20 protein-coding genes are annotated in these 18,242 nt (G+C 59.1%); 10 read left to right on the plus strand and 10 right to left on the minus strand.

All coding sequences use genetic code 11. The features are described 5' to 3' along the window. Positions 1–10 precede the first annotated feature (10 nt). On the minus strand, positions 11–754 hold the full coding sequence (locus E8M78_RS03480; RefSeq protein WP_137133733.1) for a class I SAM-dependent methyltransferase: 744 nt from the start codon (positions 752–754) through the stop codon (positions 11–13). 88 nt (positions 755–842) lie between these two features. Here E8M78_RS03480 and gloB point away from each other — a divergent pair, with 88 nt between their 5' ends. Beyond that, positions 843–1,616 carry a hydroxyacylglutathione hydrolase gene (gene gloB / locus E8M78_RS03485; protein ID WP_137133734.1) on the plus strand — a complete coding sequence of 258 codons (774 nt, stop codon included), beginning with the start codon at positions 843–845 and terminating at the stop codon, positions 1,614–1,616. After that, a complete protein-coding gene (locus E8M78_RS03490) occupies positions 1,613–2,035 on the plus strand; it encodes a cupin domain-containing protein (RefSeq protein WP_137133735.1) in 423 nt (140 codons plus the stop codon). The genes gloB and E8M78_RS03490 overlap by 4 nt, the downstream gene beginning before the upstream one ends. A 3-nt stretch (positions 2,036–2,038) precedes the next feature. On the opposite strand, the gene E8M78_RS03495 is transcribed toward E8M78_RS03490, so the two are convergent. Then, complete coding sequence (locus E8M78_RS03495) at positions 2,039–2,923, minus strand: EamA family transporter (RefSeq protein ID WP_137133736.1); 885 nt, start codon at positions 2,921–2,923, stop codon at positions 2,039–2,041. A 39-nt stretch (positions 2,924–2,962) separates the two neighbouring features. Further along, the gene (locus E8M78_RS03500) at positions 2,963–3,739 is read right to left on the minus strand and encodes a DUF3108 domain-containing protein (RefSeq protein ID WP_137133737.1); all 777 of its coding nucleotides are present in this window, start codon (positions 3,737–3,739) and stop codon (positions 2,963–2,965) included. Between the two features lie 250 nt (positions 3,740–3,989). Here E8M78_RS03500 and rpmB point away from each other — a divergent pair, with 250 nt between their 5' ends. After that, positions 3,990–4,280, plus strand: coding sequence for a 50S ribosomal protein L28 (gene rpmB, locus E8M78_RS03505; RefSeq protein WP_062556041.1), 291 nt, complete (start codon positions 3,990–3,992; stop codon positions 4,278–4,280). A 116-nt stretch (positions 4,281–4,396) separates the two neighbouring features. Beyond that, positions 4,397–5,032, plus strand: coding sequence for a queuosine precursor transporter (locus E8M78_RS03510; protein ID WP_137133738.1), 636 nt, complete (start codon positions 4,397–4,399; stop codon positions 5,030–5,032). 992 nt (positions 5,033–6,024) lie between these two features. Here the strand turns inward: E8M78_RS03510 and E8M78_RS03520 are convergent. The 4 genes from E8M78_RS03520 to E8M78_RS03535 all read right to left on the minus strand — a co-directional run bounded on the left by E8M78_RS03520 (position 6,025) and on the right by E8M78_RS03535 (position 10,656). Continuing rightward, entirely contained in the window at positions 6,025–7,017 is a 993-nt protein-coding gene (locus E8M78_RS03520; protein WP_137133841.1) for an esterase-like activity of phytase family protein, read from the minus strand. 13 nt (positions 7,018–7,030) lie between these two features. Then, positions 7,031–8,926, minus strand: coding sequence for a cobaltochelatase subunit CobT (gene cobT / locus E8M78_RS03525; RefSeq protein ID WP_137133840.1), 1,896 nt, complete (start codon positions 8,924–8,926; stop codon positions 7,031–7,033). A 41-nt stretch (positions 8,927–8,967) separates the two neighbouring features. Next, positions 8,968–9,960, minus strand: a complete 993-nt coding sequence (gene cobS / locus E8M78_RS03530; protein WP_137133739.1) for a cobaltochelatase subunit CobS — start codon at positions 9,958–9,960, stop codon at positions 8,968–8,970. 72 nt (positions 9,961–10,032) lie between these two features. Then, a complete protein-coding gene (locus tag E8M78_RS03535) occupies positions 10,033–10,656 on the minus strand; it encodes a J domain-containing protein (RefSeq protein WP_137133740.1) in 624 nt (207 codons plus the stop codon). A 106-nt stretch (positions 10,657–10,762) separates the two neighbouring features. On the opposite strand from E8M78_RS03535, the gene E8M78_RS03540 reads away from it, so the two are divergent. After that, on the plus strand, positions 10,763–11,044 hold the full coding sequence (locus tag E8M78_RS03540; protein ID WP_137133741.1) for a BolA family protein: 282 nt from the start codon (positions 10,763–10,765) through the stop codon (positions 11,042–11,044). 8 nt (positions 11,045–11,052) lie between these two features. Here E8M78_RS03540 and E8M78_RS03545 read toward each other — a convergent pair whose 3' ends face one another. The 3 genes from E8M78_RS03545 to E8M78_RS03555 are packed head-to-tail and all read right to left on the minus strand — an operon-like array spanning position 11,053 to position 14,093. Continuing rightward, the gene (locus tag E8M78_RS03545) at positions 11,053–12,357 is read right to left on the minus strand and encodes an HlyC/CorC family transporter (protein ID WP_137133742.1); all 1,305 of its coding nucleotides are present in this window, start codon (positions 12,355–12,357) and stop codon (positions 11,053–11,055) included. Beyond that, on the minus strand, positions 12,357–13,490 hold the full coding sequence (gene aroB, locus E8M78_RS03550; protein ID WP_137133743.1) for a 3-dehydroquinate synthase: 1,134 nt from the start codon (positions 13,488–13,490) through the stop codon (positions 12,357–12,359). The genes E8M78_RS03545 and aroB overlap by 1 nt, the downstream gene beginning before the upstream one ends. Before the next feature lie 3 nt (positions 13,491–13,493). After that, positions 13,494–14,093, minus strand: coding sequence for a shikimate kinase (locus E8M78_RS03555; RefSeq protein ID WP_170973307.1), 600 nt, complete (start codon positions 14,091–14,093; stop codon positions 13,494–13,496). Positions 14,094–14,267: 174 nt separating this feature from the next. On the opposite strand from E8M78_RS03555, the gene E8M78_RS03560 reads away from it, so the two are divergent. The 5 genes from E8M78_RS03560 to E8M78_RS03580 all read left to right on the plus strand — a co-directional run bounded on the left by E8M78_RS03560 (position 14,268) and on the right by E8M78_RS03580 (position 18,222). Continuing rightward, a complete protein-coding gene (locus E8M78_RS03560; RefSeq protein ID WP_137133744.1) occupies positions 14,268–14,471 on the plus strand; it encodes a hypothetical protein in 204 nt (67 codons plus the stop codon). Beyond that, a complete protein-coding gene (gene xerD, locus E8M78_RS03565) occupies positions 14,468–15,415 on the plus strand; it encodes a site-specific tyrosine recombinase XerD (RefSeq protein WP_137133745.1) in 948 nt (315 codons plus the stop codon). Before E8M78_RS03560 ends, xerD begins: the two co-directional genes overlap by 4 nt. Before the next feature lie 39 nt (positions 15,416–15,454). After that, a complete protein-coding gene (locus E8M78_RS03570) occupies positions 15,455–16,408 on the plus strand; it encodes an acetyl-CoA carboxylase carboxyltransferase subunit alpha (RefSeq protein WP_062556049.1) in 954 nt (317 codons plus the stop codon). A gap of 189 nt (positions 16,409–16,597) precedes the next feature. Next, positions 16,598–17,989, plus strand: a complete 1,392-nt coding sequence (locus tag E8M78_RS03575) for a murein L,D-transpeptidase family protein (RefSeq protein ID WP_137133746.1) — start codon at positions 16,598–16,600, stop codon at positions 17,987–17,989. An 8-nt stretch (positions 17,990–17,997) separates the two neighbouring features. Further along, positions 17,998–18,222, plus strand: coding sequence for a sulfurtransferase TusA family protein (locus tag E8M78_RS03580; protein ID WP_137133747.1), 225 nt, complete (start codon positions 17,998–18,000; stop codon positions 18,220–18,222). The last annotated feature ends 20 nt before the right edge of the window (positions 18,223–18,242 follow it).

An 18,242-nucleotide genomic window follows, 5' to 3' on the forward strand; every position in this document is an offset into this window, starting at 1 on the left:
CGGCCCGACCTCAACTGCGGCTTCTGGTCGTGGGAACCCCTTGCGCACCCAGCACCGGCACGAAGACGCGGCGTGAGGCGCGTGCCGCGACGGGTAGCCCCTGATAGAGCCGCTTTTGCGCTTCCAGAATAAGAACGCCGGAGAAGGCAGGCCACAATCGGCGTCCAATCCGCTCCAGCCCGTGACGCAGCTTGAGAACGGCGCGCACTTTCGAAGGTGGAAAGAACAGCGCTTCCGCACTGGCGGCGGGGGTGAAGTTCGTTTCTCTCAGCAAGTTCGTCAGCTGTCGGCGTGAATAGGGCCGACCCGAACCGAAGGGTGTATGCTCCATACGCGCCCAGACGCCGCGACGGTTCGGCACGACGATGACCAGCCGACCGCCGGGCGCCAGAACCCGCCACATCTCCTTCAGGGTCTCGCGCGGATTTTCGGCAAATTCCAGCGAATGCACCATCAGGATGCGATCGATAGAGGAATCCGGCAGCGGCAGCTCTTCCTCGAACACCAGCGCCGTTGAAGAGAGATCGCCCACCGGCCAGTTCACCGCCCCCTGCCCTGCCGGCATGAAGGCGAATGTGCGCTCTGTGTCGGCCTTGAAGCGCTCGATGTAAGGCACCGCATAGCCCAACCCCACCAGCCGCTCTTCCGGCAGGCGCGCCCACAGCGAACTCAGCGCCATGCCGATGGAATGCTCGGCAAAGGCACCCAGCGGCGAATGATAGAATTCTCTGAGATCGACAATATCGGCGTGCATTTGCGAAACCTGACCGATGGGAGGTTGGACTTCAAGTCGTCTCTCTCTACATTGTGTCGCAAACAGTGCAGCGCAACGGGTCTGGCGAATGAAACCTCTGGAAATCGAAGTCTTTACATGCCGAAGCGATAATTATGGTGTTCTGGTCCACGATCCCGAAAGCGGATTGACGGCCTGCATTGATGCTCCCGAGGAAGGACCAATCGTCAGCGCGGCGGAAAAACGCGGCTGGAAGATCACCCATATTTTCACCACCCATCACCATACCGATCACGTCGAGGCCAATCTGGCGCTGAAAGGACGCTATGGCTGCGAAATCATTGGCCCGATCAACGAAGCAGTTGCCATTCCGGGCCTCGATCGCACCGTGGGGGATGGCGATGAGTTCCAGTTTGGAGAACACCCGGTGCGAGTGTTCGAAACGCCGGGGCACACAGCCGGCCACATCTGCTTCCATTTCCCTGAAGACAAGATCCTGTTCGCCGCCGATACGCTCTTTGCGCTGGGTTGCGGACGCCTGTTCGAACGTACGGCCGCCGATATGTGGCACTCCTTCCAGAAGCTGGCGGTCCTGCCGGATGAAACGGCCATCTACTTCGGCCACGAATACACCCAGTCCAATGCCCGCTTTGCGCTGAGCGTGGACGCTGGCAACAAGAATTTGCAGCGCCGCGCCCGCCAGATTGATGAATTGCGCGCCGAGGGCAAGTTCACGATCCCAACCATGATGGGGCTGGAGAAGGAAACCAACCCCTTCCTGCGCGTAGCAGATCCCGATATCCGTCGCCATCTGGTGATGGAAGGCGCCACCAATGAGGATGTTTTCGCCGAACTGCGCAAGCGCAAGGACAATTTCAAATGACGGCTACCGAGATCATCCAGACGCTTGGCATGCAGCGTCACCCGGAAGGTGGCTGGTATGTCGAAACCTTCCGCGATGAAAACGGCGGTGAGCGCGGTCACTCCACGGCAATCTACTACCTGCTGGAACAGGGCGAGCGCTCCCATTGGCACCGGGTGAAGGATGCTGCCGAGGTCTGGCACTTCTATGCCGGAAGCCCGCTGAAGCTTCGGCTGGCGAAGGATGGCGAAAGCCCGCGAGAAGCCATTCTCGGTCCTGATCTGCAACAGGGCCAAAGACCGCAAGTCATCGTCAAGGCCGATGAGTGGCAATCGGCAGAACCGCTCGGTGCCTTCACCCTCGTCGGCTGCACGGTCGCTCCCGGCTTCGAATTCTCGAAATTCGAGATGGCCGCACCCGGCTGGGAACCGGGCAGATAAGTTTTATTCGGCGGGGGCGGGATTCGGCTTCCGCCGGATCATCTCCTTTGCCGCCAGCATGGCGCCACCGGTAATCAGCAGGCAGGCGAGACCGATCCTGAGACTTGGCTCCGCAAAGCCGAACAGCGTGAGGATGAGGGTCGAGAGCAGTGGTGCGGCATAGCTGGCGGCACCCAGAATCTGGATATCGCCGTTTTTCACGCCGTAATCCCACGCGTAAAACGCAGCCCCGACCGGCAAGAGACCAAGGCCGATGACGGCGGCCCATTCGCTGCCATTGGCGGGCCAGACGGTCGTTTCCAGGGCCAGATGGCAGAGGAAGGAAAGCGCCGAGGTGGCGAGGCAGAAGCCGGTCACCACATCCGTCGATACCGCCTCGAAACGCCGGGTCAGAAGTGAATAACCGGACCAGGTGAAGGCGCAAAGGAAAGCGGCACCATAGCCGACCAGATAGGCCGGATCGAAATTCAACCCTGAGCGCGAAATGATGGCGAAGGTTCCGGCAAGACCTGCAACGGCACCTGCGACATGAAACCATCGTAACCGTTCACCCGGCAAAAGGGCGGAACCGACGACAATCAAAAGCGGCCAGAGATAGGCGATCAATCCCGCCTCGACAGCCGGTGCGTTTCTCAGCGCCGTGAAATACAGTGCGTGATAGCCGAAAAGACCGCCAATGCCGATGAGCCAGACCTTTGGCGGCTGCCTGAGAAGCTTGATTCGCTCCGGCTTCACCGCCAGCAGCAGGACGCCCGGCAGACTGCCGATGGCAAAGGTGATGGCCGCCAGCTGGAACGGAGGCATGGTGCCAGAGGCGGCAGTCATCAACGCCAGCAGCGACCACATGAGGATGGCTGTGAAGCCGATCAGCGTCCCGCGAAGCTTCAAGATCCACCCCCCTTGAGACGGAAGGCGTGAACACTTGCCTCAACCGCCGTATTTCGTTGCCGTCACATAGACATCACCGACCTTGGTCGGAATGCGTGCATAGACGGGAGCATATACATTAGCGCCCTCAGCCTTGGCAAACCACACTTCCATGCGCTGCTTCTTGAGGAACTCGATATCGCTGCGCCCCTTGCGATAGCCCGACTTCGGCTCATAGCGCACTTCGCAGACCAGCGCCTCTCCTTTGAAGCCATTGGTCGAAAATGGCTTCGAACCCTTGGGCGAAAGCACGAGATCCATGCGCGACTCACCGTCGTAAACCGGCATGCGACTGGAGCAGACAGAGGCACCATCGGGGAAAATCAGCCCGGAAATCGGGTCCATCACAGAGCGAAGATCCTCCTGCGTAACCGGCACCCAGCTTGCCGGTCGCGCCCCCGGTTCAGGTGAAATGGAGGTGGAGACCACGTCTCCGTTCCGGTAGCCCACATTGTAAATGCGGGTTTTCTTGCCGCGCGTATAGGTCAGCTTATAGCTGCCGGTCTGCAGCCTCTTGCCCTGCACGACCCCGGTTACATCCGTCTCGGCAGAAATGCGAGTAAACAGGGTGACCAATCCCGCAGACTTGAAAGACCCGGCGATCTTGTAGTCTTTCGCGTTGAATTCACTGGCAAAAGATGCAGTCGCAATCGGCAGCAGGCCAAGCGAGATGTCGTATTCGCTGACATGGCGGATGGAGGCGGGCACCGCCGGTTGCGCGGCCAGAGCCAAGGCAGCGACAGTCAGGATGAGAATGCTTCGGCCTTGCTTGAGCATGGTCTACTCTTCAGAAACGGATGATGTTAACAATTCTATAACCTTTGCACTGTGGCAACAAAATAGCGAAGCGAAGCGCCCAAGTGCCGGATTTCTGAGTCATTTAAGGATGTTTGTGCCGAGGAATGACTTGACGGCACCGCCCCCACTGACTATAGAACCGCAACTTTCCAATCAGGACCAGTTGGATCGGCAGGCCGGACTTTGTCCGAAACCCCATTCAATTGCAAAGAAGAACAAAGGTGTACCCATGTCCCGTGTTTGCGAATTGACCGGTAAGGGCGTCCAGTCGGGCAACAATGTCAGCCACGCCAACAACAAGACGAAGCGTCGGTTCCTGCCGAACCTGTGCCACGTTACGCTGATTTCCGATGCTCTCGGCCAGCGTTACCGTCTGCGCGTTTCTGCTCATGCCCTGCGCTCTGTTGAGCATCGTGGCGGCCTCGATGCTTTCCTTTTGAAGGCTGACGAGACAGAGCTGTCCATGCGCGCTCGCCTGCTGCGCCGCCAGATCGTGAAGAAGACGGCAGAAGCCGCTTAATTCACGTCGCGTCCAGCGTCTGAGTTTCAGAAAGGCTTGGCGGTTAGCCCGCTCAAGCCTTTTCTGTTGTTTATTATTGTTCGTCTCCAGCTGGTGGCATCACCCAGGGTAAAAAAATGCAGTATCTGCGCGCGACCTCCATCTATATCGCCCTGATGACGCTTGTCGTCGTCTCGTCCAACTATCTCGTTCAATTCCCGATGCCCGGCACGCTGCTCGGCATCAACCTGAGCGACCTGTTGACTTGGGGCGCCTTCACCTATCCCGCCGCCTTCCTCGTGACAGACCTGACGAACCGCCAGTTCGGGCCAAAGATTGCCCGCCGCGTGGTGTTTGCCGGTTTTGTTGTCGGTGTTGCACTCTCCTTCTACACATCCATGCCCCGTATCGCGATGGCATCTGGCACGGCCTATCTGGTTGGACAATTGCTAGATATCTCCGTGTTCAACCAACTGCGCCGTCAAAGCTGGTGGCAGGCCCCGCTGGCCGGTTCCATGCTGGGTTCGGCGCTGGATACGCTGCTGTTCTTCTCGCTCTCCTTCGCGCCGGTCTTCGGCTTTCTGGGTGCCAATGACGAATTCGCCATCGGCTCCGCGCCGATTCTGGGCGTCTTTGCCACGGAAGCACCGCGCTGGATCTCGTGGGCCATCGGTGACTTCGTCGTCAAAATCCTCGTCGGACTGCTGATGCTCTTGCCCTATGGGGCTCTGATGAGCGTTCTGAAGCCCATGCCGCCGGCAAAGACGATCTGAACAGCCACACGGCACGTCCTACCTGCGGCTTGAAGCTGAGTTCGCACCAAGTTCTTATTTGGCTTACCCCCTCTGTCCTGCCGGACATCTCCCCCTCAAGGGGGGAGATCGATTCGTGGTTAGCCCTTCGCTCCAGATCTTGCCCTATCGTGCGTAGCAAAACTCCATCGATGGGAGATGGTGTGCAAGCATCAGCCGTTCTGCCGATCTCCCCCCTTGAGGGGGAGATGTCCGGCAGGACCGAGGGGGGTATCAAACGTTTGCACTGCATCCACGCCCCCGGCTCTTAACCACCTGATTGCATGCGCATGCACGGAATAAATCCCCCACATCTTGCAATTGCAGCTGCAACCTTGGCGACATAGTCTGACCACGGAACCGGAAGTAACGGGCCGGTTTCGGGGCGTCGAAAACCCCTCACGTAACGGCTGGCATCCGCGATACGAGATGCCCTCTCAGTCACTGGTTGGTGGCTGAGTGATTGAGCTTGGCTTATAAGCTCTCCACCTTCTATGGCTGGGGAGGCCCTGGCGCATGTCCAAGGTGCTTGCACCTAAAGGTCAGGGCGGTCGTTTACGTGCGATTTTTCGAACTCCCCGGCCGCCAGAGGCCTCCAAGCAACTGGGCCTTTGGCGCGCCATTCCCCCCGTTTCAAACACTGCGTGTTACACGATGCGGCGTGTCGGTGGGCGGGCTTTTGATCGTTCACCGGCTGCCCGCGCTCCACGCATCAACAATGCAGAGACCGGGAGGCGTCAAAACCATGGACAATTACAATCTCGCTGCCGACCTGCTCGCCACCTTCCGAGCCTCGCCGGATATCATCAAGGCGCTGCTGGTCATCATACCGCCTGCCTTCTGTCTGGCTCTTTTGAAACTTCTGCTTTTTGCTCGAACCATAAAAAGGCCGATGACCGCAGCGTCAAAAGCGGAGTGTCTGGACGGGGAAATTCTGCTGCCTGCAATCGACCGGGGCCGTTTCCCTGTCAGCCCTATTCGGCCAGCCGGAATTCCAGAAGCAGATTGCGCTGAAGGATGGAGTGATTATCGTCCGAAATCAGGATCAGATGCGGGCGGCCATCCGGGCCGGTGATCACATCAAGTCCCTCCATATTGTCGATCTGATCGTTCTGATTGGCCTCCAGAAGAACTGGCCCGTCGATAACAGCTCCGGGCTTGATGCTATCACCGGCAATGCGGCGAACACGCATGCCAACCCCGCCGATAAAACTGAACCGCCGCTCCAGAAGCAGCAGATCCCCGCCGGGCAGAAACGCGCCATCCGTGACATCCCAGGGATCATTGCGCTTGACCTTGAACTGCCCCTTTAGCGGTCCTTCCAGAATGGCGGCGTAGAGATTGCCCTGCTTGTCGACGCTGCGCTCGGCAATCGTGAGAACCGCACCGCGGAGCGCGCTTGCTTCCGGCGCAACGACGACTGTTTCCAACGAACCGTTGCCGCGCAACTGGCGCTTCGGAATGAGGATATCCAGTGTGCGCAGAGGCTTCGAACCTTCGAAACCGGGATCGGGATAGACATCAACCCGATGATTTCGCTCAAAACTGACAAGCACCTGTCCGGATCGCAGTGCCACGCCCTCGGCATCGATATCGCCCTTACCGGAGGGTTCATCACCACTCGCATCCCGCATAGCGGTGATCTTCACATCCGAGAGGCCAGCTGGCTTGCCCTTCTCGTCATGCTCAAGCTTTCCCGTCAGCCAGTGCCCCGTATCCAGGACAGACACGAAGCTCTTGCCGTCGGCATAGAAGCGTATGCTGGACATGGAACCCAGCAAGGATTGTTTTGAGGTAAATTCGAGCCCACCGATGAACTCGACCTGACCAAAACGGCTCTCGGTGGAACCCGGCTTGAAGGTCGAAATCTGGCGAACCTGAACAGGTGCCTCCAGCGTTTCGCCAGCGACAACAACCTGCGGCGGCGCCAGCATCAGCAGACTGGCTGCAACCAGCCAGGAGGACATTGCCAAAACAGACCTAGCCAGCACGGCGAACGCCGCGGCCACGACCGGTATTCTCATCGAAGAGTGCAGCCAGTTGCTCTGTCATCGCGCCCGCCAGTTCATCCGCATCCACGATGGTAACAGCACGCTGGTAATAGCGTGTGACATCGTGGCCGATGCCGATGGCCAGAAGCTCAACCGGCGACTTCGCCTCGATCTGATCGATGACGGCCCGCAGATGGCGCTCCAGATAATTGCCCGGATTGACCGACAGCGTGGAATCGTCCACAGGCGCACCATCCGAGATCATCATCATGATCTTGCGCTGTTCCGGGCGGTTGATGAGGCGGTTATGAGCCCACATCAGCGCTTCGCCATCGATGTTTTCCTTGAGCAGCCCCTCGCGCATCATCAGGCCAAGGTTGCGACGCGACCGACGCCATGGCGCATCCGCTGACTTGTAAATGATATGGCGCAGATCGTTGAGGCGACCGGGTGTCGGCGGCTTGCCGCTGGCCAGCCACTGTTCGCGGCTCTGGCCGCCCTTCCACGCCTTGGTCGTGAAGCCGAGAATTTCAACCTTGACGCCGCAACGCTCCAACGTGCGGGCCAGAATATCGGCGCAGGTTGCGGCAACGGTGATAGGGCGTCCACGCATGGAGCCAGAATTATCGATGACCAATGAGACAACCGTATCGCGGAATTTCGTGTCGCGCTCGCGCTTGAAGGAGAGCGGCTGCATTGGATCGATCACCAGACGAACGAGACGCGCCGGATCGAGATAGCCCTCTTCCAGATCAAACTCCCAGGACCGGTTCTGCTGCGCCATCAAGCGGCGTTGCAGACGGTTTGCCAACCGGCCCACAGCGCCTTGCAGATGCGAAAGCTGCTTGTCGAGGAAGGCGCGCAGACGGTCGAGTTCCGCCTCGTCGCACAGTTCTTCCGCCGTTATCTCCTCATCGAATTCCTGCGTGAAGATATTGTAATCCACCTTCTCGTTGAAATCGTCGAAGGGCAGGTTGGGTCGCTTGGTTTCACCCGGCGTTTCCGACTGGTCGGAATCATCATCGGACATATCGTCGTCGGAGATTTCCGCGCCGTCCATTTCGCCTTCGTCGAGCTGTTCCTCGGCAGCCTGGCTTTCTTCGGCTGGAGCGGCATCGGCACCAGCGTCTTCCTCTACCTCTTCGTTCTCGGTCTCATTGCTGCGCGGCTGCTCCTCGTCATCCGGATTTTCCATCTGCTCCGGATCGGATTCTTCGTCGCCATAGTCTTCCGCCATCTGCATGGAGGACAGCATGTGGCGCACCAGCTTGCCGAAGGCCTGCTGATCATCGATGACCGACTTCAGATTATCAAGGTCCCCCGCGATCTTTTCATCGAAGAAGGGACGCCAGAGATCCAGAACTTTACCGGCGGAGGCTGGTGGGGCAGTGCCAGTCAACTTTTCACGCACCAGCATGGCCATGGCCTCGCCGATGGGCGCGTCTTCCCGCCGCTGGACGCCGGAAAAATTCGCCTTCGAATATTTCTCGGCATTCATGCTGTTGATGTTGCTGGCAACGCCTTCCATGCGCAGCGAGCCGATGGATTCCACACGCGCCTGCTCGACAGCATCGAACACGGCGCGCGCATCCGTGCCCTGCGGCGACATGGCCGCATGCACATTCGTATCGTGGCAGGCAAGCCTGAGCGCCATGGAATCACCCAGGCCACGGGTCACCGCCAGTTCATGCGCGGTTGGCCGCTTGGAAAGTTCCGGCAGGCGAATGCGCTCGCCCGCCATACCCGGCCGTTCGTTGGCGAAGGAAACCTCCACCTCCCTATTGCCCGCGATGGAACGCACGCAACCGGTAATCGCGCGACGCAACGGCTCGGTATCCACCGGTCCGCTTGTCTTTGCCTTGGTGTTGTCGCCGCGGCCTGCCATGCTCATCTACCTTGCTGCCTGCGCTACCTGCCTCTCGGCACTCAAGCCCCGAGAACGATGTTCGCGGCGCTTTCCTTCAGTTCGACGCCAAAGGCGCGCTGATACTGTTCCGCCACCAACGTCCGCTCCAGTTCATCACACTTGTTGAGGAAGGTGATGCGGAACGCGAACGCGACATCGCCGAAGATCGCCGCGTTTTCCGCCCAGGTGATGACCGTACGCGGGCTCATGACCGTGGAAAGATCGCCGTTCATGAAGGCCGAACGCGTCATGTCCGCAACCCGAACCATTTTGGATACGGTTTCGCGACCCTGCGCCGAACCGCCGAACGCCTTGACCTTGGCGGCGACAATATCGACTTCCTTGTCATGCGGCAGATAGTTCAGCGTTGTCACGATCGACCAGCGGTCCATCTGCGCCTGGTTGATCTGCTGCGTGCCGTGATAGAGGCCCGTGGTATCGCCGAGGCCGACCGTGTTGGCGGTCGCAAAAATGCGGAAGGCGGGGTGAGGACGGATAACACGACTTTGGTCAAGCAGCGTCAGGCGGCCGGAGCTTTCCAGAACACGCTGGATGACGAACATGACATCCGGGCGACCGGCATCATATTCATCGAACACCAGCGCCACATTGTGCTGATAGGCCCAGGGCAGAATGCCATCCTTGAACTCGGTGACCTGCTTGCCATCCTTCAGGACGATCGCATCCTTGCCGACGAGATCGATACGGCTGACATGGCTATCGAGGTTGATACGCACGCACGGCCAGTTGAGGCGTGCCGCGACCTGTTCGATATGGGTGGACTTGCCGGTGCCGTGATAGCCGGACACCATGACGCGTCGGTTATGAGCAAAACCGGCCAGGATCGCCAGCGTCGTATCCCGGTCAAAGAGATAGTCGGGATCGAGTTCCGGAACATAGGGGTCGCCGCTTGAATAGGCGGGGACCTGCAAGTCCGTGTCGATGCCGAAAACGTCCCGGACAGAAACGGTGGTATCCGGAAGATTGGTTATATCAAGATCGATTTTGCTCATCACCACTCCACGCCGAACCGGTTACGGTCCGGTCGCAATCCTCTCTGTCATGTTGCCTTGCACCAGAACGGCTTAGCAGAAACCGGACTGCTTTAACAATTGGTAGGCCTGTATCACAGCCCTAAATCGTTCTTCCGAACCGCGATCGCCGCCGTTCGCATCCGGATGGTGCTTCTTGACCAGTTCCTTGTAGCGGCTCTTGATTTCTGCAGCCGTTGCTGCTGCCGTCAAGCCCATTGTGTCGAAAGCTTTCGCTTCCAGTGTCTTTACCTTGCGAACCGCCGTCTGCGTTCCCGCTGCAGCGCCGCCCTCGCGTACGAAACCGAACGGATCCTTGACGCGATTGAAGCTGGCCGCCGAACCGGAGCGCGTGGACGCATGGCGCGGCGCATCTTTCGCCGCCTTGTTGACGCCGATGGTCCAGGTGGGGCGATGGCCGGTGATCGCCTCCTTCTGGTAGCGCGCGATCTCGCTGTCCGACAGGCCGGAGAAGTAGTTGTAACCCTTGTTGTATTCCTTCACATGCTCGAAACAGAACAGGAAGAACTGGTTTTCGGCATTGCGCCCCACGGGTGCCCGATGAACGCCCGGCTTGTCGCACCCGTCCCACTGGCAGGTCGGCGTCTGCGGTGCCGCATCCTGCTCACGTTTCCGGCGCGTCCGGATGCGGTCGAAATATTTGGAATCGAGTTTCATGTGGCCACATTATGGGGTGCAGGAAAGGTCAGAACAAGAATTGACAAACCCCTTTGTTGCTGCTTTCTGGAGCGCCCTTTTCAACAACCAGCAGAGGCATTGAACCATGTCCGTCCGTTCCCGAATCGAAGCGGTTCTACAGGAAAATCTGGCGCCTCAGCGACTGGAAGTCATCAATGAGAGCCACCACCATGCGGGCCATCAACCGGACATGACCGGTGAAGGCGAAACCCATATGCGGGTGCGCATCGTTTCGGAACGCTTTGCCGGAATGACCCGTCTTGCACGGCACCGGCTGGTCAACGAGCTTCTGAAACCCGAACTGGATGCAGGCCTGCATGCGCTTGCGGTGGAGCCCGCCGCTCCGGGCGAAGCGACGCGCTGGTAAGAAGCGTTCTACTGCCCCGGCGGCAGATCTTCCGCCGGGCGGATGCGCAGCTTGGTGATGCGGTTCTTCTCGCGCTTCATGATGATGAAGCGTTTGCCGTGGAAGGTGAAGGTCTGCCGCTCCTGCGGGATCAGCTTCGATTCGTGGATGACAAGACCGGCAATCGTGGTCGCTTCCTCGTCCGGCAGTTTCCAGTCAAGCGCACGGTTCAAATCGCGAATCGGCACTGATCCATCGACGACGATGGAGCCGTCCGCTTCCTGACGAACCCCCTGGATCTCAAGATCATGCTCATCGGCAATATCGCCGACGATTTCTTCGAGGATATCCTCCAGCGTCACGATGCCCTGCACCTCGCCGTATTCGTCCACCACGACGGCGAAATGCATTTTCTGCCGCAGAAAGGCGTTCAGCTGGTCCTTGAGGCTGGTCGTATCCGGCACGAACCACGGCTTCTGCGCTATTTTGCCAATATCGAGGTCGCGCGGCTCCATATCGGGCTCGGCCAGCGCCCGCAGCAAATCCTTGGCATGAACGATGCCGATGATGTTTTCCGTCGAGCCACGCCAGAGCGGCATGCGGGTGAACGGGCTTTCCAGCACCGTGCGCACAATGACTTCGGGTGGATCGTCAGCATTGATGGCCCGCATGACTGTGCGGTGCTTCATCACATCGGAAACTTCCAGTTCCTCAAGATCCAGAAGCCCGCCCAGCCGGTCGCGATCCGCCTTGATGACGGAGCCTTCGCGATGCAGGAGGTCGAGAGCGCCGCGCAGTTCCTCATGCGCCGTCAGCATGGAAACTTCCTGCGAAAGCCGAATGCCGAACAGCGACAGAATGAAACGAACAATGGCGTTAACGGCGCTTGAGAGCGGCCCCGCAATCGCCACGAATATCCGCACAACAGGCGCAACGGCAATGGCGAACCGGTCCGGCGCCGAAATCGCCCAGCTCTTCGGCAGAACTTCCGAGAAGATGACGAGCAACACCGTCATGACAATCGTCGCAATGGCGACGCCGGAGGGGCCCAGCAGCCCGAGAAACAGACTGGTGGTCAGCGAAGAAGCAAGGATGTTGACGAGATTGTTGCCGATCAGCAGCGCACCGATCAACCGGTCGCGCCGCTCGATCAAGCGGCTCACGAGCCCCGCGCGTTCGTCACCATTGGCTTCCAGCGTATGCATCCGGGAACGGGACGCCGCCGTCAGTGCCGTTTCAGAGCCGGAAAAGAACGCCGAGAACCCGATCAACAACAGGATCGAGATCAGCGTCAGCCAGTATTCCGCAAGGAAGCCATACAGCTGGTCAAACATTACCGCGCCAAGGTCTCCTTCAGGAAGAGCTCGACCTCCGATGCCGCAACATCGTTGGCAACGAAGCTCTGGCCGATCCCATGAGTCAGGATAAAGGTCAGCTTGCCGCTCTTGACCTTTTTGTCCTGCGCAATCGCATCCATCAGCACATCGGTTGGGGGTAACTCGCCCGGAATATCCGATATCTCGGTAGGCAACCCAACGGCCTTAAGATGTGCTTCCACACGCTTGGCGTCATCGGTGCTGGCAAGATTGAGGCGCGCTGAGAAACGATGCGCCAGAACCATGCCGATCGCGACACCCTCGCCATGCACAAGTCGACTGCTGTCATACTGCGTGGCGGCTTCCAGCGCGTGGCCGAAGGTATGGCCTAGGTTGAGCAGCGCGCGGCGTCCGGTTTCACGCTCATCTTCAACCACGACATCCGCCTTGGACTGGCAGCTGATGGCGATTGCCTCTGCCCGCGCAGATCCACCCGCAAAGACTTCCCGCCAGTTTTTCTCCAGCCATTCGAAAAAGTCCGGCCGGTCGATGAGGCCATATTTGGCGACTTCGGCGTAACCGGCGCGAAACTCGCGCTCGCTCAGACTATCGAGCGCACTTGTATCCGACAGCACCAGATCCGGCTGGTGAAAGACGCCCAGCAGGTTCTTGCCGTGGCGCGAATTGATGCCGGTCTTGCCGCCGACGGACGAATCCACCTGCGACAGAAGCGAGGTCGGGATCTGCACGAAGCGAACACCGCGCCGGACAATCCCCGCCGCAAAGCCCGCGAGATCGCCGATCACGCCGCCACCCAGCGCGATGATGGCATCGTTGCGCTCGATGCGCGCGGAAAGCGCCATGTCGCAGACGGCGGCCAGCGGCTCAAGGCTCTTGGTCTTTTCACCCGGCGGCAGTGTCAGCGATACCGTCTCAACGCCATCCGTCTGAAGGCTGTCCACCAGCCGGTCGAGATAGTGGCTTGCGACATTCTCATCCGTCACGATCGCTGCCTTGCGAACTTTCAGGCGCGAGGTGATTTCACCGCCGGCATGGCTTATGAGATCCGGCCCGATCAGGATGTCGTATGCCCGATCTCCCAATGGCACATGAACCACACGCTCGTTTTCACGCGATAATGTTACAGTCACTTCTCAACGCCCCTCGCCCAGCGACGCAACGGCCGCCAGCACTTCATTCGCAACGATTTCCTTGCGCACATCGCGCGATTCCACCGTCAGATCGGATTCGGAATAGATCGGGTAACGCTGGTTCATCAGGTTTTCCAGCGTCTGCTTAGGGTTTTCGGTTTTCAGCAGCGGGCGATGATCGCGCTTATTGACACGCTCCCAGAGAATGTCGAGATCCGCCCGCAGCCAGACGGATACGCCGCCGCGCTTGATGACGCTACGCGTCCGCTCGTTGATGAAAGCGCCGCCACCCGTCGAGATCACACGCGGACCACCCTTCAGCAACCGCTCGATCACGCGGGTTTCCAGCGCGCGAAACTCCGACTCGCCATAGCTCGCAAACAGCTCGGAAATCGTCATGCGGGAAACGCGCTCGATTTCCACGTCGGTGTCGACGAAGGGTAACGACAACTGCTGGGCAACCATACGCCCGATGACGGATTTGCCAGCCCCCATCAGGCCGATGAAAATGAGGTTGCGACGACCGAGAGCCGCGCGCGCCTGCTCGACCAGCGGATTGATGCCGAGTGCAGGCTTCGTGATATCGGGCATCGAATTGGACATGGGCCTCTCAATAGTCCACAAGATCAGAACCCTATCGACAAATGATTGTTCAGCGTCAAGCACCGGCACAGGGCTTGACACCATAATCACGCCAAATCTCTCACATCTTGCATGCGGCCTTGCACCTTTGAGCATCAATGTCGATAAATGCGCGGCGACAATCCGGAGCGCTCCATGCCAACACTCTTCCGTTTCCTGTTTACCATTGGCGTCATTGTGGGCCTCGTCTACGCGGGACTTTTTGCTTTAGCCATCTTCGTGGAACCGCGCGAACGCGATGTGACGGTGCGAATTCCTTCGGAACGACTGAACCCGTCGCAGACACCACCAGCAGCACCGGCAGCAGCACCGGCAGCGCCCGCCGCAGGCACACCATGAGCGATCGCTCCCACGCGCATCTGGAAGCCTTTCTGGAAATGATGAGCGCCGAGCGAGGCTCGGCTGAAAACACGCTGTCTTCCTATGAACGCGATCTGGATGATCTGTCGTCGTTTCTTTCCGAGAAGAAGACCTCTCTTCTGAAAGCGGACAGCAACGATCTCGGCGCTTACATTGCTCACCTCGCAAAGCAGGGCTACGCCGCCTCATCGCAGGCGCGGCGGCTTTCCGCGATACGGCAGTTCTACAAGTTTCTGTTTGCGGAAAACATTCGCGGCGATGATCCAAGCTCCATTCTCGACGCACCAAAAAAACCGCAGTCCATCCCGAAAATCCTGAGCGAGGCCGATGTAAGCCGCCTTCTGGAACGGGCGCAGGCAGAGGCCGCGGAAGAAGGCCCCGGACGGCAGCTTCGTCTTCGCATGCTTGCGCTGCTGGAACTTCTCTATGCCACGGGCATGCGCGTGAGCGAACTCGTGTCGCTGCCGGCAAAGGTACTGGATCAGGAAGGCCGCTTTCTCATTATCCGCGGAAAGGGCAACAAGGAACGTCTGGTTCCGTTGTCCCGATCCGCCATGAAGGCGCTGGCAGACTATGCAGACGCGCGGCGCGCAGCGATCGCAGCCGGGGATATCGACAGCCCATGGCTCTTCTCCGCCAGCAGCGAACAAGGCTTCCTGCCACGCCAGGTATTTGCCCGCGACCTTAAAAGCCTGGCCGGACGGGCAGGCATCCGGGCCGCGACGATCTCGCCCCACGTACTGCGCCATGCCTTTGCCAGTCATCTTTTGCAAAACGGTGCGGACCTGCGCGTGGTGCAGGAACTCCTTGGACATTCAGATATTTCAACCACGCAAATCTATACGCATGTATTGGAAGAACGGCTCAGAGAAGTGGTTGAAACGCATCACCCTCTTGCAAAAGGCGCGAAAAACCCTGATTAGAGCGCGGCACGGCCGCCAAACGATCGGAAAACGGAGCTCATGCATAACGATCTCGACTTCGAAAAGCCCATCTCCGACCTGGAGGCGAAAATCCACGAGCTGAAGAAGCTTGCGGCGGAAGATGAGAGCATCGATACGTCCGAAGAGGTTCAGCGCCTGGAACAACGGATCCAGGAAGCGACACGCGACGTGTACTCCAAGCTGACGCCTGCGCAGAAGACGATGGTGGCCCGTACGGCCCGCCGTCCGCATTTTCTGGACTATGCAAGCCGGTTGTTCACGGAATTCACGCCCCTGGCCGGCGACCGCTCATTTGGCGAAGACGCAGCCATCCAGGCGGGTCTTGCCCGTTTCCATGGCCAGCCCGTTGCGGTGATCGGCCAGGAAAAAGGCAACGACACGAAATCCCGCATCAAGCACAATTTCGGTAGCCCCCGTCCAGAAGGATACCGCAAGGCGATCCGCGTGATGGAAATGGCAGACCGCTTCGGCCTTCCCGTGATTTCGTTGGTCGATACGGCTGGAGCCTATCCGGGCGTCGGTGCAGAAGAGCGCGGACAGGCGGAAGCCATCGCCCGTTCGACCGAGATGTGCCTTGGCATCAAGGTGCCTATGGTGTCGGTCGTGATTGGCGAGGGCGGCTCCGGCGGCGCAATCGCCATTGCCGCGGCCAACAAGGTCTACATGCTGGAACACGCAATCTATTCCGTGATCTCGCCGGAAGGCGCGGCCTCCATTCTCTGGCGCGACGCAACACGCGCCCGCGAAGCGGCAACGGCGATGAAGATCACCGCGCAGGATCTGAAGGCGCTCGGCGTGATCGATGATATCATCCCCGAGCCGCTGGGCGGCGCGCATCGTGATCCGGAAGCCGCCATCGATGCGACCGGTGACGTGATCAAGGCTGCTCTCGCTGATCTTGGCAAGCTATCGCCCGAAGCCGTTCGGAAAGCGCGCCGCGAGAAATTTCTGGCTATTGGCCGCAATCTCTGATGAAATATCGGAAAGATCCGGAAAATCCGGGTCTTTCGCCCTGACTGGGCGAAAGCTTGCAAGCATGTCAGCACCCTTAACCGTGCTGAAGCGGTTAAGAGAATGTAAAGCTTACCGCTTTATTATCGTGAAAATACTGGGTATTAGGATGAACCTGAACCTGTAGCCCGATTGACGTGATCAGTTCCGATGCGCTTGAAACATATCGCCTACATTCTCCTGATGGCCACCGCGCTGGCTGGTTGTAACGATACGATCGATACGGCCACGATTGACCTTTCCAAGGTCAAGAACAAGACGGAGCAACCTCTGCCCGACCGCCTGGTTGCGGAAATGCAGAAGCGCAACATGCCGCGCAATTCACCGATCATGATTCGTGTCTTCAAGGAAGAAGGCAAGATGGAGATCTGGAAGGCGCGTGCCGACAACCGCTTCGAGAAGATCACCGATTACGACATCTGTGCCTGGTCCGGCAAACTGGGCCCCAAGGTGAAGGAAGGCGACCGCCAGGCGCCCGAAGGTTTCTACAATCTGACGCCTGCGCATCTGAACCCGAACTCCAAATATTACCTAGCGATCAATACCGGGTTTCCGAACCGTTACGATGCAGCCAATGGCCGCACCGGTTCCAACCTCATGATCCATGGCGCCTGCTCGTCTTCGGGCTGCTATTCGATGACCGATGAGCAGATCCTCGAGATCTACGCCTTCGCGCGCGACGCCTTCAAGGGCGGCCAGTCCAGCGTGCAACTACAGGCCTTCCCCTTCCGCATGACCGCGGAAAACATGGCGCGCCATCGCACCAGCGAGAACTATGATTTCTGGAAGATGCTGAAGGTCGGTTACGACAATTTCGAGGTGACCAAGCGTCCGCCGGAAGTTGCCGTCTGCGGCAAGAAATACGTCTTCAATCAGGAAATGCAGGGAACGCCCTCTGCCGGTGCCGCCTGCCCGCCGATGTCGACCCCGCCTGCCCTGTCTGCAGCACTGTCTGCCTATGACAAACAGTACGAGTTGGCCTATGCCAAGGCTATGGAAAAGCTTGACGGCATGGTGTGGTACGAACCGACCGAAGCCGAGCGCAAGGCTGTGGTTGCCGACAAGCGCAAGGGTAAGAGCATTGAATACGCGCCGACCGGCACGTCCCTGGCGGCCGGAAAACTGGTCAAGCAGGAAGAGTTCGATGCACTAATGGCCGCTCGCCTGAACAAGGCGGCGAAGCCCGCTCCGGGCACCATGCTGGCCTCTGCGGCACCTGGCGGCGCCGCTGCAAAGCAAGGCCGCGTGACAATGACGGGTTCGGTTCCCGGGCAGCGCTCCACCATGAGCGTAGCGAGCGCCATGGGAAGTGGAGCGCCAGCAGCAGGCCCGATGGCCGTCAGCGCACCGGCACACGCACCTTCGAACAGTCAGTTTGCTTCCATGCAGAAGCAGCCGGGTGCCGGACATTCGTCCGGTAACGCCGCTGCGAGGTCCACAGGCCAGGCACCGGTTCCAACGCAGAACCCGATGGCCTATGCCTCGGTTCAGCAGACGGCCACGCAGGAAGACCTCAAGAAGCCCTTCTGGAAGTTCTGGTAATTACCTCGATGTCGGGGGAGATCTACGATCTGCGCGGGCTGAAATGCCCGCTCCCGGTTTTGAAAACTCGCAAGAAATTATCAGCAATGCCAAGTGGTAGCGAACTGGTGATCGAGACAACCGATCCGCTGGCGGGTATCGACATTCCACATTTCTGCCGCGAGAACGGCCATGCGCTCGTATTGAGCGAGCGCACCGAAAGCGGCCACCGTTTCACCATTCGCAGGGCTTGAGCAGTCCAGCCGCGTGCCGT

The sequence above is a fragment of the Rhizobium sp. FKY42 genome (genome assembly GCF_005222835.1).
Classification (GTDB): Bacteria; Pseudomonadota; Alphaproteobacteria; order Rhizobiales; family Rhizobiaceae; genus Neorhizobium.

Excerpts from the sequence above, each read along its gene's own strand:
- E8M78_RS03480 (WP_137133733.1), bottom strand. The coding sequence starts at position 754 with ATGCACGCCGATATTGTCGATCTCAGAGAATTCTATCATTCGCCGCTG.
- gloB (WP_137133734.1), top strand. The coding sequence starts at position 843 with ATGAAACCTCTGGAAATCGAAGTCTTTACATGCCGAAGCGATAATTAT.
- E8M78_RS03490 (WP_137133735.1), top strand. The coding sequence starts at position 1,613 with ATGACGGCTACCGAGATCATCCAGACGCTTGGCATGCAGCGTCACCCG.
- E8M78_RS03500 (WP_137133737.1), bottom strand. The coding sequence starts at position 3,739 with ATGCTCAAGCAAGGCCGAAGCATTCTCATCCTGACTGTCGCTGCCTTG.
- rpmB (WP_062556041.1), top strand. The coding sequence starts at position 3,990 with ATGTCCCGTGTTTGCGAATTGACCGGTAAGGGCGTCCAGTCGGGCAAC.
- E8M78_RS03510 (WP_137133738.1), top strand. The coding sequence starts at position 4,397 with ATGCAGTATCTGCGCGCGACCTCCATCTATATCGCCCTGATGACGCTT.
- E8M78_RS03520 (WP_137133841.1), bottom strand. The coding sequence starts at position 7,017 with ATGTCCTCCTGGCTGGTTGCAGCCAGTCTGCTGATGCTGGCGCCGCCG.
- cobT (WP_137133840.1), bottom strand. The coding sequence starts at position 8,926 with ATGGCAGGCCGCGGCGACAACACCAAGGCAAAGACAAGCGGACCGGTG.
- cobS (WP_137133739.1), bottom strand. The coding sequence starts at position 9,960 with ATGAGCAAAATCGATCTTGATATAACCAATCTTCCGGATACCACCGTT.
- E8M78_RS03535 (WP_137133740.1), bottom strand. The coding sequence starts at position 10,656 with ATGAAACTCGATTCCAAATATTTCGACCGCATCCGGACGCGCCGGAAA.
- E8M78_RS03540 (WP_137133741.1), top strand. The coding sequence starts at position 10,763 with ATGTCCGTCCGTTCCCGAATCGAAGCGGTTCTACAGGAAAATCTGGCG.
- E8M78_RS03545 (WP_137133742.1), bottom strand. The coding sequence starts at position 12,357 with ATGTTTGACCAGCTGTATGGCTTCCTTGCGGAATACTGGCTGACGCTG.
- E8M78_RS03555 (WP_170973307.1), bottom strand. The coding sequence starts at position 14,093 with ATGTCCAATTCGATGCCCGATATCACGAAGCCTGCACTCGGCATCAAT.
- E8M78_RS03560 (WP_137133744.1), top strand. The coding sequence starts at position 14,268 with ATGCCAACACTCTTCCGTTTCCTGTTTACCATTGGCGTCATTGTGGGC.
- xerD (WP_137133745.1), top strand. The coding sequence starts at position 14,468 with ATGAGCGATCGCTCCCACGCGCATCTGGAAGCCTTTCTGGAAATGATG.
- E8M78_RS03570 (WP_062556049.1), top strand. The coding sequence starts at position 15,455 with ATGCATAACGATCTCGACTTCGAAAAGCCCATCTCCGACCTGGAGGCG.
- E8M78_RS03575 (WP_137133746.1), top strand. The coding sequence starts at position 16,598 with ATGCGCTTGAAACATATCGCCTACATTCTCCTGATGGCCACCGCGCTG.
- E8M78_RS03580 (WP_137133747.1), top strand. The coding sequence starts at position 17,998 with ATGTCGGGGGAGATCTACGATCTGCGCGGGCTGAAATGCCCGCTCCCG.